This is a genomic window from Pseudoduganella sp. R-32 (assembly GCF_049913245.1).
Taxonomy (GTDB): Bacteria; Pseudomonadota; Gammaproteobacteria; order Burkholderiales; family Burkholderiaceae_D; genus Rugamonas.
In genome coordinates, this window is sequence record NZ_CP183987.1 from 6,572,459 (window position 1) to 6,591,031 (window position 18,573).

Sequence of the window (18,573 nt, forward strand, 5' to 3'; positions counted from 1 at the left end):
GTGGCATGGCCATTGGCGTCGGTCAGGTTCACCACGTTGCCCACGGCGTCGTAGAAGCGGCGGGTTTCGTAGCCCAGCGGGTCGGTCACCAGGGAGACGCGGTTCAGCGCGTCGTATGCGAAGGCGGTTACGCCGCCGTTGGCGTCGACCACCGAGGTGCGATTGCCGACCTGGTCGTAGCCGTAGGCGGTGACGCCGTCCAGCGGATCGGTCACCGAGACCAGCTGGTTCAGCGCGTTGAACGCGCGCCTGGTGGCGTTGCCGTTGCGGTCGCGCTCGAGCAACTGGTTGCCGACATTGTCGTACTCGAAGATGTTGGCGTTGCCCAAGGCGTCGGCATGCGCCACCAGGCGATTCAGCTCGTCGTATTCGAAGGTGTTGTCGTTGCCGTTGCGGTCCACGACCGACAGGCGGTTGCCGACGGCATCGTAGGTGTAGCTCTCGATCGCGCCCAGCGCGTCGGTGTGCTCCTGCAGGCGGTTGTTGGCGTCATAGGCGAACTTGTTCTCGGCGCCGATGGCGTCGATGACCGAGACGCGGTTGCCCACGGCATCGTAGGCGAAGCGCGTTTCCGCGCCCAGCGCGTCGACCTGCACTACCAGGCGGTTGGCGGCATCGTACTGCGCCGAGGTGCTGGCGCCGTTGGCGTCGATGCTGCCGACCAGGTTGCCGGCTCCGTCGTAGCTGTGGCGGGTCACGCCACCCAACGCGTCGGTCGCGCGCACCACGCGGTTGGCTGCGTCATACTCGCTGGCGGTGACGTTGCCGCGCGCATCGGTCACGCTCAGGCGATTGCCGGCGCGGTCGTAGGCATGGCGGGTCTTGCCGCCCAGGGCGTCGGTCACCTGCACCAGGCGGCCGTTGGCGTCATACTCGAAGGCGGTGGTGTTTCCGCGTGCGTCGGTGACGCCGGTGCGGTTGCCCACATGGTCGTAGGCGAACCCGGTCTGGTTGCCCAGCGCATCGGTGGTGACGGCCAGGCGGTTCAGCGCATCGTAGGCGAAGCTGGTGGTGTTGCCGTTGGCGTCGGTTGCGCTCAGGCGGTTGCCGACGGCGTCGTAGCTGACACTGCTGTCGTGGCCCAGGGCATCGGTCTGCTTGACCATGCGGCTCAATGCGTCGTAATGGAAGCTCGTGACGCGGCCCAGCGCGTCGACCACCGAGGTGCGGTTGCCCAGCACGTCGTAGGCGAAGGATGTGGCATTGCCCAGCGCGTCGGTCTGTTTCAACAGGCGGCGATTGGCGTCGTAGCTGAAGGCATTGGCATTGCCGTTGGCGTCGACCACGCGCACCTGGTTGCCGACGGCATCGTATTCGTGCTGCGTCGCGTTGCCAAGCGCGTCGGCCTGGCGCACCAGGCGATTGTTGGCGTCGTAAGCGGCGGTGCTGGTGTGGCCGTTGCCGTCCGTGACGGCGACGCGGTTGCCGACCTTGTCGTAGCCGTAACTGTTCATCTCGCCCAGCGCATTCTTCACCTGGACCAGGCGGTTGGCGGCGTCGAAGATGGACTCGACCATGTGGCCATTGCCATCGGTGACGCTCACCTGGTTGCCGGCCGCATCGTAGGCATAGGCGGTTTCCACGCCCAGCGCGTCCTGCAGCGACACCAGGCGGTTGGCCTGGTCGTAGGTAAAGCGGGTGGTATTGCCGTTGGCGTCGGTGCGCGCGATGCGGTTGCCGGCAGCGTCGAAGGCGACCGCCGTCACGCCGCCCAGCGCATCGGTGATGCCGACCTGGCGCTGCAGCTTGTCATAGGCGAAGCGGGTCACGCGGCCCAGGGCGTCGGTAGTGCTGGTGCGGTTGCCGACCGCGTCGTACGTGGCGCGCGTCATGCCGCCCAGGGCGTCGATGGCCGCTACCTGGCGGTGCAGGGCGTCGTATTCGAAGCGGGTCGGGTTGCCGGCGGCGTCGACGGTCTCCAGCAGGTTGCCGACCGCGTCGTAGCGCAGCTTGTCGGTCCCGCCCAGGGCGTCGATCGTCTCGATCACGCGGTGCAGCGCGTCGTATGCCGCGCGCACAGTGAAGCCGTTGGCGTCGGTGGTGCCGACGCGGTTGCCCACGGCGTCGTAGGCATAGCCGGTACGGTTGCCCAGCGGGTCGGTCTGGCCCACCATGCGATCGGCCGCGTCGAATTCGTAGCGGGTGGCGTGGCCGTTGGCATCGATGCTGGCGATGCGGTTGCCCACCTTGTCGTACTCGAAGCTGCTGGTATTGTTCAGCGCGTCGGTCACGCTTGCCACGCGGTTCAGCGCATCGTAACCGAAGCGGGTGTCGTGGCCATTGCCGTCGATCATGACGATGCGGTTGCCGGCGCCATCGTACATGAAGCGCACGGTATGTCCCAGGGCGTCACGCTGCTCATTGAGGCGGTTGGCGGCATCATAGGCAAAGCTGGTGCTGTTGCCATTCTCGTCGACGACCTGGATGCGGTTGCCGGCGGCGTCGTAGGCGAACGCTTTCTTGCCGCCCATGGCATCGGTCTGCGCTACCAGGCGGCCTGCTGCATCGTAGCTGAAGGACGTGGTGCTGCCGGCGGCATCGGTGGTCGATACACGCTGGCCGGCGGCATCATAGCTGTGGCGGGTGACGCCGCCCAGGGCGTCGGTGATGCTTTGCAGGCGGTCGGCCGCGTCGTAATCGAAGGCCGTGGCATTGCCCAGCGCGTCGGTGCTGTGGATACGGTTGCCGACGGCATCGTAGCTGTGCGTGGTGACCGCACCCAGCGCATCGGTCTCGCTGACCAGGCGGTAAGCGGCGTCATACGCGGCGCGGCTGGTGGCGCCGTTGGCGTCAGTGGTGGCCAGGCGATTGCCGACCTTGTCGTATTCGTAGCTGGTGGCGTTCCCCAGCCCGTCGATCTGTTTCACCAGGCGGTTTGCGAGGTCGTACACGTAGCTGGTGGCATGGTCGTTGGCGTCGATGCTGGCGATGCGGTTGCCCACCGCATCGTAGGCGAAGCGAGTCATGCCGCCCAGCGCATCGGTACGTACGGACAGGCGGCCGTTGGCGTCGTAGCTGAAGCGGGTGGCATTGCCGTTGCCGTCCGTGCTTTCCACCATGGAGCCGACGGCATCATAGGCGAAGCTGGTCGAGCGTCCGGTGCCGTCCGTCTGGCGCACCAGGCGGTTGTTGGCGTCGAACTCGAAGCCGGTCGCATGGCCGTTGGCATCGATTGCCCCCACGCGGTTGCCGGCGTTGTCGTAATGGTACTCGGCCCGGTTGCCCAGCGCATCGGTCTCGGAAACCAGGCGATCGGCCGCGTCATAGCCATAGCTGGTGACATGGCCGTTGGCGTTGACGGTGGCAACACGATTGCCGGCCTGGTCGTAACGGTGCTCCACACGGTTGCCCAAGGCGTCCGCGGTGGCGGCCAGGCGGCCGACGGCGTCGTAGCTGAAGGAGACAGTATGGCCGTTGGCATCGGTGGTGGACAGGCGCTGGCCGACGGCGTCGTAGGCGTGCGTGGTCCGGTGGCCCAGGGCATCGGTGCTGGACACCAGGCGGTTGACGGCGTCGTATGCAAACACTGTCTGGTTGCCGTTGGCGTCGGTCGTTGCCGTGCGGTTGCCAGCCGCATCGTAGCTGAAGGCGGTCACCTCGTTGCCGGGGGCGGTGACGGAAAGCAGGCGGCTGTTGGCGTCATAGGCGAACAGGGTGCCGCGGCCCAGCGCGTCGGTGGTGGCCACCCGGTTGCCCAGGCGGTCGTAATCGTGGCGGGTGATGTTGCCGAGCGCGTCAGTCTGGTTGACCAGTCGGCCGTTGGCGTCGTAGGCAAAGCGCGTTGCGTTGCCCAGTGCATCGGTGACGACGGTGCGGTTGCCCACGGCGTCGTAATCGAAGCGGGTAATGGCGCCCAGCGCATCGCCTGCTGCAGTCAGGCGGTTCAGTGCATCGTAATGGTTGAAGCGCTGGTGGCCGTTGCCATCGCGGGTCATGGTCAGGTTGCCCACGGCGTCATAGACATGCTGGACCGAGTCGCCCGCGGCGTTGGTCTCTTCGACCTTGCGGTTCAACGCGTCATAGCGGTAGCTGGTGGCATGGCCATTGGCATCGACGCTGGCCAAGCGGTTGCCCACCGCGTCGTAGCTGTAGCGCGTGCTCTGGCCCATCGCGTTGGTGTGCACCACCAGGCGATTGCTGCTGTCGTACTCAAAGCGGGTAGCGTTGCCCAGCGCATCGAAAGCTGCCGTGCGATTGCCCACAGCGTCGTATTCGTAGGAGGTACGGGCGCCCAAGGCGTCGATGGTCGCGGTCAGGCGGCCGTTTGCGTCGTATTCGAACTTGCTGTCGTGGCCGGCCGGATCGATGCTGCGTACCCGGCGGTTCAGTTGGTCGTACTCGTGGCTGGTGACCAGGCCGAGCGCGTCCACGCTGCGGGTCAGGCGGTTGCCGGCGTCGTATTCGAAGCGGCTGGTGTTGCCAGCGGCATCGGTCAGCGCGGTGCGGTTGCCGACCGCGTCGTACTGGTAGGCGGTGACAAAGCCCATGGCATCGGTGCGGCTTACCACGCGGTCCAATGCGTCGAGCACGTAGGTGGTGGCATTGCCGGCGGCGTCGGTGCTGCGCAGCAGGTTGCCCACTGCGTCGTATTCTTTGCGGGTGACTTGTCCCAGAGCGTCGGTGGTCTGCACCAGGCGGTTGGCCGCGTCGTAGCTGAAGCGCGTGGCGTGGCCGTTGGCGTCTACCACGGACGTGCGGTTGCCCGCCGCGTCGTAGGCGTAGACGGTGGTACCGCCTTGCGCGTCGGTCACGCGCACCAGGCGGTCCGCGCCGTCGTAGGCGAAGGTGGTGGTGTTGCCATTGGCATCGGTCAGGCCGGTGCGGTTGCCGCGCGCATCATAGCTGAAGCGCGTGGTGCCGGCCGCGTCGACCTGCTGGTCCATGCGGTTGGCGCCATCGTAGTGGAAGACTACGATGTGGCCGTTGGCATCCGTGGTGGCGATGCGGTTGCCGTTGGCATCGTACGCATAGCTGGTGCGGTTGCCCAGCGCATCGATGCTGGCGGCAAGGCGGCCAGCCGCGTCGTATTCGGCGCGGCTCACGCCGCCCTTGGCATCGGTCACGCTGAGGCGCTGGCCGTTCGCGTCGTAGGCGTAGGTGGTTTGCTGGCCCAGCGCGTCGATCTGGCTGGCCAGGCGGTTCAGCTTGTCGTATTCGAAGCGGCTGGTGCGGCCCAGTGCATCGGTGCTGGAAAGGCGGTTGCCGTTGGCGTCGTACGTGTAGGCAGTCACGCCGCCCATGGCGTCGGTCTGCGACAGCAGGCGGTTGCCGGCGTCGTAGACGAAGCTGGTGGCATGGCCGTTGGCGTCGACGGTGCGGGTACGGTTGCCGTCAGCGTCATACTCGAATTTCTGCACATGGCCCAGCGCATCCACCGATTCCAGCAGGCGGTCGTCGGCGTCGTAATGGAACTGGGTGACGTGGCCGTCCGGGTCGGTCATGCTGACACGGTTGCCTTCAGCGTCGTAGGCAAAGCGGGTGGTGACGGCCAGGCCGGCCGGGTCGACCACTTCGGCCACGCGGCGGCCCAGCTTGTCGTAGTCGTAGCGTACGCTGGCGCTGTCGACGCCGTTGGCGCCGCGGCTGACGGTCAGGGTGTGGCCCTGCGCGTCGTAGGTATAGCTGGTGTGCAGGTTCAGGCCGGCCGGATCGACCACCACGCGGGTAGCCTGGCCTTTCTGGTCGTAGCTGGTGACGGTCAGCACGCCGTTCGGGTCGCGCTGCGACACCACTTCGCCCTTGGCGTCGTAGGTCCAGGTGGTGGTCAGCGCCAGGCCGCCCGCATCGACCACCTGGCTCAGGCGGCGGTCGGCGGCATCGTAGGTGTAGCGCGTGGCGACGCCGTTGCGGTCGACGGTGGCGACCAGATGGCCGGCGGCGTCGTATTCATTATGCTCGGCCTTGCCGTTGGCATCGGTGGTGGCCAGCAGGCGGCCGTCGGCGTCGTAGCTGTAGCTGGTGGTGTTGCCATTGCCGTCGGCAAGGGCGATCACTTGCCCTTGCGCGTTGCGCGTGATGGTGGTCACGATGCCAAGCGGCGAAGTGACGGTGGTCTTGTGCAGCGCCGTGTCGTAGGCATAGCGGGTCACATTGCCGCGCGCATCGGTCTGGGTCAGCACGCGGTCGAAAGCGTCGTAGCTTGTGGAACGCACCTGGCCCATGGCGTCATAGCTGGCCACCACGCGGCCGTTGCGGTCAAACGTGCTGCGGGTGACCTGGCCGTTGGCGTCGGTCTGCGCCACGGCGCGGCCAAAGGCGTCGTATTCAGTGCTGCGCAGGGCGGCAATGCCGTCGGCGTCGCGCAGGATGGACGTCTGCAGGCCGCGCTTGTCGTAGGTATAGCGCACCAGTTCCTGCACAGCCGCGCTGATCGGGCGCATTTCCTTGCTCAACTGGCCGAAGGCGTCGTAGCTGCGCACGGTGGCATTGCCCAGCGCGTCGACCAGGCGGGTGGCCTGGCCGCGCACATCGTAATCGGTGTGCAGCAGGCTGTCGCGCAGCGGGTCGGCCGCCACCGCCAGCGCGGCCAGGACCGGGGCGTTGCTGCCGCCGGCCAGGCCGGCGGTATCGATGCGGTTGGCGTAGCTGATGGTGTCGGTGGCCTGGCCGAAGGCGTCGTAGCGGATGCCGCTTACCTCGCCCAGCGCGTTGACGCTATGGGTGCGGCGGCCGGCGCCGTCGTAGAAGTACAGCGTGGACGCACCAAGGGCGTCGGTGCTGCTGACCATGCGGCCGACGGCGTCATAGCCGTAGCGCTTGGCGTAGCCGGCCCAGATGCCGGTGTCGTGCACGGCGTCGCCGTTGAGCAGGCTGGCGCCCTGGCCGGACAGTTCGGCCACCAGGCGGCCCTGCACGTCGTAGCGCACCAGGGCCGTGCGCTGGTCGGCACTGCCGGCCGCCTGCACGGTCGATACCAGCTTGCCCACCTTGTCGTAGGCGAAATCGCTGCGCACGCCGGCGGCGTCGGTGCTCGATACGAGCTGGTTCAGCTTGTTGTAGCTGAAAGTCGCCTGCTGGTCGGCCGCGCTGGCTTGCGGCAGCATCTGCGCCAAGCGCGCGCCCGGCATGTAGTTGACCGGGTTGGCGAAGCGCTTGACGGCGCTGCGGTTGCCGGCAGCGTCATAGCTGAAGGTGCTCAGGTAGCCTTCGCCGTCGATGGCGCCGGTCTGCTGGCCGCGCGCATTGAAGAACTGGTGCACGCTGATGTCGGCGGCGGAAGCCTGTGGACGCAATTGTTCCAGCGAGCCGTTGCTGCGCAGGGCGGCATCGGTCAGGGTGGCATAGCGCACGGTCTCCACCAGCTGGCCGATGGCGTCGTATTTCTGCTCGGTCAGGATGCCCTGGGCATCGAGCTGGCCCACCAGGCGGCTGTCGGCATCGAAGAAGTTGCGGCTGTGGCGGTCCTCGGTGGACGACACCACCTGGATATCGGCCAGCTGCGGATTGGCCGGCAGCGCGGCGCGGCTGATGGCGTTGTTGTAGCGCACCAGGTCGGTGACGCGGTTGGCGGCGTCGAAGAACTGCTGGGTGACGAAGCCCGCTTCATCCACCGTGTAGACCAGGCGGTTGTCCTTGTCGTAGACCTGGTCGACGCGGCGGTCGGCGGCGCTGGCCAGCGGACGCAGCGCCGCCAGGGTCGCGGCTTGCGGCGCGCCGGCGGCATCCACCAGCTTGCTGCTGTCCACCAGGTTGGCGTAGCGGATGGTGCGCACCAGGTTGCCGGCGCCGTCGTACACGCTTTCGGTCAAGGCGCCGAAGCCGTCGATCATGCCGTTGCGGCGGCCCATCTCGTCGTACAGGAACGTGGTGCGCACGCCGGTCGCGTCCTGGGTGCAGAACAGGCGGCCGTCGGCATCGTAGAAGTTGCGCACGGTGCCCAGCTCGGCGCCGTTGGCGCTGTCGCTCTGGATCACGCTCACCAGTTCACCGGCGGCGTCGTAGGTGGAGGTGGTGGCCAGGCCGTTGGCCAGGGTCGACACGGTGCGGTTGTGCGCGTCGTCGTACTGCACCAGCGATTGCTGGCCCAGCGCGTCGGTGCTGGCCAGCAGGCGGTTCAGGCCATCGTAGGCGTAGCTGGTGGTGGCGCCGGCATTGATGGTCTTGAGCAGCAGGCCGGAGGCATCGTATACATAGTTGATGGTGTTGGCGCCATCGGCCACGCCGTTGCCGGCGCCATCCACTTCGGCATAGGTGGTGCTGGCGCTCACCAGGCCGCGGAAGTCGTAGGCGAAATCGCTGCGCGCACTGAGGGTCTTGTCCTGCGCCGCAGCCCAGGCAGTCATCTGGGCTTCGCCTGGCGCCGCCCCTTCCGCCAGGGCGGAGGTGTTGTAGGTGCCGCCGTTGTAGGCGATCTGCGCCACGCGCTGGCCCTTGGCGTCGTAGCGGTATTCCACCACGTCGCCGGCCGGGTTGATGCGGAAGCGCAGGTGGTTCTTGCTGTCGTAGACGTAGCGGGTGACCAGGGCGCCGCCATTGCCCATGCGCACCGACTCGCTCACCACGTGGTTGGCGCTGTTGTAGCTGCGTGCCACCACGTTGCCCAGCGCATCCTGCTGGGTGAGCTGGTTGCCGTTGCCATCGTAGGTCATGGTCACGGCATTGCCGTTGCCGTCGGTGACGCTGGTGACGTTGCCGCTGGCGTCATAGGCGTAGCTGGTGCGCACGCGAATGCCATTGACCGCAGGGCTGAGCACCTGGGTCAGCTGGTTCTTGGCGTCGTAGAAGAAGCTGGTGACAAAGCCCAGCGGATCGGTCATGTCGGTGCGGCCGTTGGCAACGTCGTAGCTCAGGCGGGTGACGCGTCCCAGGCCGTCGGTCATGCTGGCGACGCGGAAGTCCGTGCCCACCTGCACGTAGGTGAACGATTGCACCGTGCCGTCGCTCTGGGTCAGGGTGGCAATGCGGCGGCTGGTGCCGTCGTAGGTGTAACGGGTGGTGTAGGTGTTGCCGTCGGTCTTGCTGTTATCGTCCGGCGACAGGTCCACCTCCACGCTGGTCAGGCGCTTGCTGCTGTCGTAGGTGTAACGGGTGCGGCTGCGGGTGACGCCGCCGCTGACGGTGCGCAGGCCGACCAGGTTGTTGTCGCTGTAATCGAGGTAGAGCACATCGCCCGAAGCCATGGTCACGCTCTGCATCAGGCGGCCGGCATAGGTGAAGGTGGTGGTGTTGCCGTCCACGTCGGTGGCCGAGGTGATCAGCCCCGAGGTGTTGTAGGTCTCGCTGGCCTGGCTATCGCCGTCGCGCCAGGTCCAGCTCGACGGCACGCTGCCGTTGGCCGGGGTATAGGTCAGCGTGTCGTGGGCGCCGGCGCCGTCGGTGGTGACATAGCAGCCGCGCGCCGCGTCATAGGTATAGGTGGCGGTGCTGCCGTCTTCCTCGGTGCGGCTGGCGATACTGCCGGCCGTGTTCACCTTGCCGCTGACGAAGGCGACGCGCTTGTAGACGCCCAGGCGGAAGTTGTCGCCGTTATCGCCGTCGCCGAAGACGCCCAGGCGGTCGGTATAGATGCCCTGGCTGTTATACGTGCGCAGGAGCGCGGTGTCGATGCCGTTGGCAGCCAGGAACTCGTCGCGCGACTGGATGACCAGGTTGCCGTTGGCGGCGTTCAGATAGGCCTGGTCGCCATTACGCCCCAAGGCCGCATTACCGACCGTTCCCCGGTCTCCACCCAACACGAAACGGGAACCGCTTTGCAGGCCCAGTGCACCACCGCTGACAATCGCTACCATGAATTTCTCGTCCGAATAAATTGTTTGTTGGTAAAAGCGGGCATGGAGTCCTCCTCAACATGCCCTTCAAACAATATATCCAGCGTTTCCGGCAAGAATTTAGCGTTTTCTGCAATATTTTTTTTCTAATACACATTTATGCAGATGAATGTTGCTATTACAGCAATAAAAATGGCGCCTCGAGGGCGCCATTGCGTATTCTGGAGCGGGTGAAGGGAATCGAACCCTCGTATGAAGCTTGGGAAGCTGCCGTTCTACCATTGAACTACACCCGCGTGCCCCGCATTCTATGTGGCTTTGGCTGCGGTTGGCAAGACTGTAACGGTGGCCCTACTGGATGAACGGCCAGCCGTCGGCGGTAAAGCCAAGCGTATTGATGCCCAGCGTCGCCCGCCCGCCATTGTTGCCGTCGTAGTAATGGTAAACGTAGGTGGGCTTGTTATTGTTGCCAGGATCGGTGAACACGCTGCCGCCGCCCGGGCCGATGATATTGCCGTGGGTGCTGAGCAGGATGGTGCCGCCGCCTGCGGTCAGCGCCACGCCGCCGCGGTCCACATAGGGCCCGGTCACGCTGGTGGAGCGGCCGACGATGGTGCGGTAGGTGCTGGTCGAGCCTTTGCAGCATTCGTTGATCGGCGCGAAGTAATAGTAATAGCCGTTGTAGTAGTAGATGAACGGGCCTTCTTCGCCGGCCGACGGGTTGCCGCGCCTGGCCACTGTGTACACCGGGGCGTTGGCCTTGATCAAGCCGTTGGCCGGGTCGAGCTGCACCAGGTGCGTGCCGTCGGTCCAGGAGCCCCAGGCCATCCACCAGTTGCCGCTGGCGTCGCGGAACGGCGCCGGATCGATCGCATTGTCGGTGGTCGCCCAGAAGCCTGGCGGCGGCGAGGTGGTAGTGCTGTTCCAGGACTTGGTGACGAAACCCTTGTCGGTCCATGGCCCCTGCGGCGACGAGCTGGTGGCGACGCCGATCACCGCTTCCGCGCCGGTACTTGGCAGGTAGGGGATCGAGTAGTACTGGTAATAGGTGCCGTTCGCCACCATCAGGCTAGGCGCCCAGACGTCGGTGTTGGCGCCATTGTTCCATCCCTTCGGCGTCTGCAGGCCGCTCCAGGAACTGAAGTCCGGCCCGATGGCAGGGCAGTTCGGCGCATAGCCGCCCATCTGGGCCGTCGTGCAGCTGGTGTAATTGGTGAAGTTCACGCCGTCGGTCGATGTGGCCAGCGTCTGGTGCGAACCATACAGCCAGTACTTTCCGCTGCCGTCGCGCAGCATGTAGGGGTCGTGCACGAAGATGCCGTTGCCGGTGACGGCGCGCGGCGCAGGGTACGGGCTGGCCCCGGTGTTCACCAGCTGCCATTCCTGGCAGGTGCAGCCGGTCAGGCCCCATTGGTCGATGGTGGCGGTGTTGGCGGTACTCGCCATATACACCTCCAGGTACTTGCCGCTGTTGACGTTCTGGATCAGGAAGTTGCCGCTGGCCGCTTGCGTGACCACCCATAAGTGGTCCGAAGTGCCGTTGTCGGCCCACTGGACGACCTGCGCGCCGTCGGCGGTCGAAGCGTTGGTGACGCCCAGCACCTGGTGCGTCAACATGTTCTCGATGTTGTAGCGCCCATTCCCCATCGGCATGAAGTGCCACAGGTGGTCGGCGGTACCGTTGTCGGACCACTGGATCACCTTGGAGCCGGCAGCCTGGCTGGCGCCGTCAATGCCCAATACCAGGCCGCTGTTGACGTTCTTGATCTTGTACTGCACGCTGGTATTGATCGTGATCGGCGTGGCTGCGTGCGCGGAAAGCACCATGCCGATCAGCATGGCGAAACATGACAGAATTCTCTTCATAGATGGTCTCCTTGGAGTTTTTTTTTACTGCCAGACCATCGTAGTCATTGGTTCGCACGACCACCAATCGTATCTTTTACATCCGCAATACCCCTTTTGGTATCACGGTTATGGCGTCACGCCATTGAAAATTCACGCAGCGGCCAGCGCGGAAGGTGCAAAATGCCTGGACCACATCACCGGATAGCTCCCAATGAAAGCAACCGTCGCCCTCAGCATCGCACTGGCCTTCGCGGCAAATGCCGCCCACGCACAAACGCCAGCTGCAGCCGATCCGATCTCCACGCTGGTGAACCAGCTCGAACTCGAAAAGTACAAGGCCACCATCAAAAGCCTGACCAGGTTCGGCGACCGGCGCCAGGGCACGGAACGCAACCGCCAGGCGCTGGACTGGATCGAAGCGCAGTTGAAAGCGTATGGCTGCTCCAACGTGGAGCGCCTGCAGTACCAGTTCACCGAACCGGCCGTGCGCGGCAAGCCGGCGGTGGCGGCGGGAGGCGGCGCGGGCGGACCACCCGGCCAGGGCGGCAGCACGCTGTTCGGCAACCGCGCGCCCACCGGCGTGAACACCGATCCGATGAAGCAGCCCGATGAACGGCTGCGCGCACTCAACGCCGAACAGACGCCGCAAGGCACCTCGCTGCGCGAGAACGTCTACTGCACCAAGATCGGCAAGACCCGTCCCGACGAAATGATGATCGTCAGCGCGCACATGGACGGCATCGGCTTTGGCGAGGCTGCCAACGACGACGGTTCCGGCACAGCGCTGGTGATGGAGCTGGCGCGCATCTTCAATGCGCCGGGCGTGGAAACCGAGCGCTCGATCCGCTTCGCCCTGTGGAACAACGAGGAAACCGGCTTGAACGGCGCAGCCGCCTACGTCGAGCAGCGCAAGAACCTGCAAGGCATCGAGTCGCCGAAAGGCTCGGGCAAATACCCTGAACCGCGCTGGCTGGGCATGATCCAGCACGACATGATGCTGTTCGACCACGGCATGCCGGTCCCCAAGCTCGATGACGCCGGCAGGCCGGTGCTGGACGCGAAAGGCCATCCGGTCTACGTGCTGCCGAAAGAGCAGCGCGCGGAGGCGGACGTGAATATCGAGTTCCAGTCCAACTCGAAACAGGCCGAAGCTTCGGCCAGGCTGGCATGGGACTTCCGCGCGGCGAACGACAAGTACGCGACCAACTATCCGGCTGCGGTCGGCTTCCACATGACCAACACCGACTCCACACCCTTCATGGACCTGGTGCCCTCTATCTCGCTGCGCGAGAACGAGCGCGGGCAGCAGATCGGCGCCGGCTGGAACCCGCACTGGCACCAGCCGACCGACCTGTATTCGAACTATTCGGACAAGGACTTCCTGCTTGGCCTGAACGCTGCGCAGACCACGCTGGCCGGCGTCGCGAAGCTGGTTGGCGCCAGGGTCGCCAAGCCTTAGCGCCACAAAGGGTCGCTCGCCATCAAGGCGGTGGCCCAGTCGGTAAAGGCGCGCACGCGCGATGACAGCCTGCGTGCATACGGGTAGACAAGACTGATCGGCATGCTGCCCAGGTGCCAGTCCGCCAGTACTTCCACCAGCGCGCCGCTGCGCAAATGCAGCGCCGCTTCCGCACGCGGGATATTGAGGATGCCGAGACCCGCCACGCCCGCCGCGACGTAAGCAGCGGCGCTATTGAAGCGCATGGCAGGTAGCTGCTCGATCACGTAGCGCTGGTCGCCGCGCTGCAGCGACTGGACGTGCTGGCGGCCTGTCGCTGCAAACACGAAGCCAAGGTAGCGGTGCGCTGGCAGCTCCTCCACTGCCGCCAGCCTCGGGGCCGACGCCAGGTAGGAGGGCGCAGCGCACAGGCAAAAGCGCATATTCCCCACCGGCCTTGCCACCAGATCCTGGTCCGCCACCGGGCCGCCGCGCAAGGCGCAATCGATTCCCTCCTGCACCAGGTCCACCACGCGCTCGCCGCAGCCGATATCGAGCCGCACATCCGGATAGCGCGCCGCGAAATCCGGCAAGGCCGGGATGATCAGGCCCGTGCCGACCGGCGACGGCATTTCAACCCGCACCCGGCCGCGCGCATCGTGGCGCGAGGACTCCAGTTCATCCAGGTCGTCGAGCAGCGCGCGGGCGCCTTCGTAATAGGCCGCGCCGTCGGTGGTGGGCGACACGCGGCGGGTGGTCCGGTGCAGCAGCTTCATGCCCAGGTGCGCCTCCAGCCCCTGGATCTGGCCGGAGATGGTGGTCTTCGGCACGCCCAGTGCTTCGGCCGCGCCGACGAAACTCCCTACCTCGACGATGCGGCAGAAGGCGCGCATGGCCTCAAGACGGTCAAAAGCCATGATTGTTCGACTTTCCGTATATTCAAAACGATAAAGACCAGTTTATCCGCAATCTCGTCCGGACTAAAGTGGATTCATCGCTTCTCAGGAGATATCATGAAACGCATCAACTACTACGCCGCCGCCCCGACCGCCATGAAGGCCATGATGGGCCTCGAGCGCGCCATCGCCGAATCGCTGCTGCCGCTCTCGCTGCGCGAGCTGGTCAAGATCCGCGCTTCGCAGATCAATGGCTGCGCCTATTGCATCGACATGCACAGCAAGGACGCACTGAAGCACGGCGAAGACGTGCGCCGCCTGCTGGCGCTGCCAGCCTGGCGCGAAACGCCGTTCTTCGACGAGCGCGAACGCGCCGCGCTGCTGTGGACCGAAACGCTGACCGAGCTGTCCAAAAACGGCGCACCGGACGAGGTGTACGGCGAGGTCGCTGCCCAGTTCAGCGAACAGGAGCTGTCGGAACTGACCTTCGTCATCGGCGCCATCAACGCCTGGAACCGCTTTGGCGTCGGCTTTGCGATGGAATTGCCAGCTTAACTGCGTGACAACTGTTTTGGCGGAAAAACCACGAAATGGCCACGCTTTCGGCGCGGCCATTCGTCGATCTGCTAGTATGCTCTGCGATCTTTCCCAACTGAAACAAAGTGTCAAAAATGCGCAGCACACTCACCGCAGCCGAACACGAAACCCTGCTTGAAGACGGCAAGCCCATCGTCATCACCACCGACCTGCAGGGCCGCCTGACCTACACCAATTCGACGTTCATCGCTGTCGGCGACTACGCCGGCGAGGACCTGATCGGACGCCCGCAAAAGGCCTTCTATCACCCGGACATGCCGGCGCAAATCGACGAGGACATGCTGCGCACCACCATGTCGGGCGAACCATGGCGCGGCCTGGTCAAATACCGCCGCAGGAATGGCGGCTACTTCTGGTGCATCGCCAACGTTACCCCCGTGATCGAGAAGAACCGCACGACCGGCTTCATGTCGGTCTGCACCAAGCCGAAGCCGCAGCAGGTCAAGGATGCCGAGGCTTTGTACCGCACCGTCAAGGGCCCGAATCCGGATGGCGTGCGCATCGCACGCGGCGCCGCCGCACCGCGCGGTCGCAGGAAGATCGCCAATGCGCTGCGCGACATCTCCCTGTCGCAGCGCATGGCGCTGTGCTTCGGCAGCATGGCGCTGCTGGCGCTGGCGATGGCGCTGCATGCCGTGCTGCCCTACTCCGACTCCGCGCTGCACGTGCAGGCGTTGCTGCTGGCGGCGCTGGCGCTGTACGGCTGGTACAACCTGCACCGCGCCATCGTGGCGCCGGTCCAGGCCTGCATCAACGCCACCCGCATCCTGGCCGGCGGCGACCTGACCACACGCATGGCGGTCGACCGCCACGATGAATTGGGCCAACTGCAGGCCTTCGTACGCCAGCTGAACCTGAACCTGGCGTCGATACTGGGCGACATCCGCGGCAATTTCGCACTGACCCGCAGCACCACGACGCAGGTGCGCAGCGCCAACGTCGACCTGGCAGCGCGCACCGAAGCGCAGGCGGCAAACCTGGAACAGACCACGGCGCATATGGGGCTCATTACCGGCACCGTGAGCCAGACAGCCGACAACGTGAATATCGCCAATGGCGTGGCGACCGAAGCGACTGCGCTGGCCGAACGCACCGGCGTCGCCGTGGCGCAGGTGGTGACGGCGATGGACGAGATCCGGCAGTCCTCGCACAAGATCGTCGACATCATCGGCCTGATCGACGGCATCGCTTTCCAGACCAATATCCTGGCCCTCAATGCAGCGGTCGAAGCGGCGCGCGCCGGCGAAAGCGGCCGCGGTTTCGCGGTGGTAGCAAGCGAAGTGCGCAGCCTGGCGCAGCGCAGCGCGGCGGCGGCCAAGGACATCAAAGTACTGATCGATGCCTCTGCCGGCAAGATCGAAGGCGGCGCCAACGTGGCCACCGCGGCCGGCAAGGACATGGATGCGGTGATATCCTCGATCGGCCGCGTGGCCTCCATCATGGGCGATATCCGCGGCGCGACGCGCGAACAGAGCGACGGCGTCAACCAGGTGAAAGACGCCATCGTGCAGCTTGACGAAGTGACGCGCCAGAACAGCCAGATGGTGGAGGAAGCTTCCGCCGCCACCGGCGTGCTGGACCTGCAGGCGCAGGCCGTCGCCAAGGCACTGGAAGTGTTCAAGCTGCCGCCGCAAGCCGGTGCCGGCGCAAAGCGCGCCAGGCTTGCGTGAGGCGGGGGCGCTTACTCGGGCGCCTCCACCTTGTAGCCCTTGGCCTGCAGCTCGGCCAAGGGGCCTTTCGGATCGAGCAGGCGCACCAGCGGCAGCACAGCGAAGGTCGAATCATTGGCCGCCAGTGCGCGCTCGGCGTTGGCCAGCCAGTTCTTCTGCATCGTTTCCTTCACCTGCTTCAGCTTCTCGTTCGACTTGAACGCGTCGTTGTTCAGCACTGCGTCGGTGCATGCGGCTTCGCGGTCGGCAAAGCTCAGGGAAGAGATCTTCGACATGTCGCCGACCGCCCATGCATTGGCGCGCGCGCGCATCGCATCGAGATCGGACTCGAGGCGCTCCACGGTCCTGGCAAAGCAAAGCACGTCCGTTCCCGGTGAATTCTTGAATGCGCGCAGGGCCTCGGTCGGGCTTTCGAGTTCGGTCTGGACGTTACTGGACGTGACCTTCACCTTGTACTGCTTCACCAGCTTGTCGAGCTTCGAATAGACGTCGGTGCGCATGGTCAGGCCGTTCTTTTCCAGCCCTTGCTGGTACAGCGTGTCGGCAACGAACATCGGGCGTTCCCGCTCGATGCTGTCGTTCTTGCCGATGTATTTTGTCTTGAGCGCTTGCCAGCGGTCGTAAGTATCGGCTGGCAGCACGTCGATCAGCTTGCCGCCGTCCGGGTTATTCTTGATTCCGATGGCAAATGGCAGCATCTTGATGCCGCCCCACCAGCCGACGGAAATGCCAAACGACGGCTTGGGCAGGTATTCCTGGGACTTGGCGATGATGGCTTCCACTTCGTGGGAGCGCCAGTCCATCTTGATCGGCAGCGGTGCATAATCGCCGAAAACGTACATCACGTGTTCGCCTTTACTGACCTTCCACAGGCCCGGGCCGGGGCGCTGGCCCGTGATCACAATCGTATCGCCTTCTGGCGCCGGGGCCTCTTCCTGCGCCCAGGCGCTTGCCGCCAGCAGGCTCAATGCCACAGCGGTGAGTACTTTCCTTGTCATCCTCTTACGCTTTCTAAAATGGTTAAGAGAACGGCAATATTACCTCAGCGATGTCAGTAGCGATCGTCGAAAGCGAAGATCGGCTTGCGCTTGCTCCACTGGCCTCGTGTGAAGTCAGGGAAGTCCAGCGTCTGGAAGTTCTGCGCAATCGATTGCTCGGACAGTGGCGTGATGGCGCTCCACGTCACCGCGTCGTAGATATCGATCGGCATCGGCGCACGCGCCTTCAGCGCTGCCACGAAAGCGTGGATCACGAAGTAGTCCATGCCGCCGTGCCCCGCGCCCGCTGCGTCGCCTGCGTATTTGCGCCACAACGGGTGGTCGTACTGGTCCTGGTAGGCCTGGAAGTCGTCCCACTGGTGCGGCTTGCTCTTGCCTTCGATGTGGATGGAATGGTTCACGTCCATCCACAAGCCATTGGTGCCCTGCACGCGGAAGCCCAGCGAGTAAGGACGCGGCAGCGAAGTGTCGTGCTGCAGGATGATGGTCTCGCCGTTCTCGCAGGACAGCGTGGTGGTCACCACGTCGCCCAGGCTGAACTTCACCTTGCCGCTCGGATGATCGGCGCCGCCCTGCTTGACGATGTAGTCGTGCAGGCCGCGCGCCTTGGTGGCGAAGGTGTTGATGCGGGTGAAGCGGTTGCCGCGGTTGATATTGGTGTACATCGCGCACGGCCCGATGCCATGGCTTGGATACAGCTCGCCATTGCGCTGCACGGAGTGCTCGGTGCGCCACTTCGCTTCCGACCAGCCCTTGGCGCCGAACTCGATGCCGCTGCCGTATGGCTTGGCCGGGTCGCCGTTGTTGAACTTCACGGCGCGCAGGTCGTGCTGGTAGCCGCCCTGCAGGTGCACCAGTTCGCCGAACAGGCCGGAGCGCACCATCTGCAGCACCGCCATCACGTCGCGGCGGTAGCACACGTTTTCCAGCAGCATATACGGCGTGCCGGTCTTGAGCTGGGTGTCCAGCACGTCCCAGTGATCCTTCAGCGTCACGCCTGCTACTACCTCGCAGCCGACAGGCACTCTGGCTTGCATGGCGTCGATCGCCATTTGCGCATGCCATTCCCAAGGCGTGGCAATGATGACGCCATCGAGCTGTTTCGCGTCCAGCATGCGGCGGTAGGCGTGCTTGTCGCCATCCTCGCCGAAGGTGCGCGGCTTGGCCTTGCCGGCCTTCTCGAACTTCGCCATGGCCTTGCCCAGCATGATCGGCTCGATATCGCACAGCGCAGCGACTTCCACGTCGTCGCGGCGTATCAGTTCGCGCAGCAGCACCTGGCCGCGCATGCCGGTGCCGATCATGCCGAGCCGGAGCTTTTCGCGGCTGCCCGCCGCAAAGGCGGAAGGCAGCAGCAGGCTGCCCGCCAGCGCGGCGCCAGCGGTGAGGAAGTGTCGTCGATTGAATTGCTTGTCCATC

General features: G+C 65.1%; 8 protein-coding genes and 1 tRNA gene (1 of these 9 running past the window's edge). 3 read left to right on the forward strand and 6 right to left on the reverse strand.

All coding sequences use genetic code 11. The features are described 5' to 3' along the window. The 3 genes from ACN9MU_RS30130 to ACN9MU_RS30140 form a co-directional block, all read right to left on the reverse strand. Positions 1 to 9,728, reverse strand: the 5' end (the start) of a protein-coding gene (locus tag ACN9MU_RS30130; protein WP_426343866.1) for a LysM peptidoglycan-binding domain-containing protein. It extends 23,281 nt beyond the left edge of the window; only the first 9,728 of its 33,009 coding nucleotides appear in the window; its start codon is at positions 9,726 to 9,728; the stop codon falls past the left edge of the window. A 201-nt stretch (positions 9,729 to 9,929) separates the two neighbouring features. Beyond that, a tRNA-Gly gene (locus ACN9MU_RS30135) sits at positions 9,930 to 10,003 on the reverse strand. Between the two features lie 55 nt (positions 10,004 to 10,058). Further along, complete coding sequence (locus ACN9MU_RS30140) at positions 10,059 to 11,573, reverse strand: family 43 glycosylhydrolase (protein ID WP_426343867.1); 1,515 nt, start codon at positions 11,571 to 11,573, stop codon at positions 10,059 to 10,061. Positions 11,574 to 11,766: 193 nt separating this feature from the next. Between ACN9MU_RS30140 and ACN9MU_RS30145 the strand changes: the two genes are divergently transcribed. Further along, positions 11,767 to 13,014 (forward strand): M28 family metallopeptidase, encoded by a 1,248-nt coding sequence (locus ACN9MU_RS30145; protein ID WP_426165702.1) that lies wholly within the window; start codon positions 11,767 to 11,769, stop codon positions 13,012 to 13,014. Here ACN9MU_RS30145 and ACN9MU_RS30150 read toward each other — a convergent pair. After that, positions 13,011 to 13,910, reverse strand: coding sequence for a LysR substrate-binding domain-containing protein (locus ACN9MU_RS30150; protein WP_426165704.1), 900 nt, complete (start codon positions 13,908 to 13,910; stop codon positions 13,011 to 13,013). The two genes, ACN9MU_RS30145 and ACN9MU_RS30150, sit on opposite strands and share 4 nt — an antisense overlap. A gap of 93 nt (positions 13,911 to 14,003) precedes the next feature. On the opposite strand from ACN9MU_RS30150, the gene ACN9MU_RS30155 reads away from it, so the two are divergent. Together ACN9MU_RS30155 and ACN9MU_RS30160 are read left to right on the forward strand one after the other, a co-directional pair. Further along, positions 14,004 to 14,444 carry a carboxymuconolactone decarboxylase family protein gene (locus ACN9MU_RS30155; RefSeq protein ID WP_426172336.1) on the forward strand — a complete coding sequence of 147 codons (441 nt, stop codon included), beginning with the start codon at positions 14,004 to 14,006 and terminating at the stop codon, positions 14,442 to 14,444. A 116-nt stretch (positions 14,445 to 14,560) separates the two neighbouring features. Further along, positions 14,561 to 16,156 carry a methyl-accepting chemotaxis protein gene (locus ACN9MU_RS30160; protein WP_426343868.1) on the forward strand — a complete coding sequence of 532 codons (1,596 nt, stop codon included), beginning with the start codon at positions 14,561 to 14,563 and terminating at the stop codon, positions 16,154 to 16,156. 11 nt (positions 16,157 to 16,167) lie between these two features. Here ACN9MU_RS30160 and ACN9MU_RS30165 read toward each other — a convergent pair whose 3' ends face one another. Both ACN9MU_RS30165 and ACN9MU_RS30170 read right to left on the reverse strand, forming a co-directional pair. Beyond that, positions 16,168 to 17,154 carry a TraB/GumN family protein gene (locus ACN9MU_RS30165; RefSeq protein ID WP_426165708.1) on the reverse strand — a complete coding sequence of 329 codons (987 nt, stop codon included), beginning with the start codon at positions 17,152 to 17,154 and terminating at the stop codon, positions 16,168 to 16,170. 53 nt (positions 17,155 to 17,207) lie between these two features. Continuing rightward, positions 17,208 to 18,572: a Gfo/Idh/MocA family protein gene (locus ACN9MU_RS30170; RefSeq protein ID WP_426165710.1), complete on the reverse strand. Its 1,365-nt coding sequence runs from the start codon at positions 18,570 to 18,572 to the stop codon at positions 17,208 to 17,210. Position 18,573 lies beyond the last annotated feature (1 nt).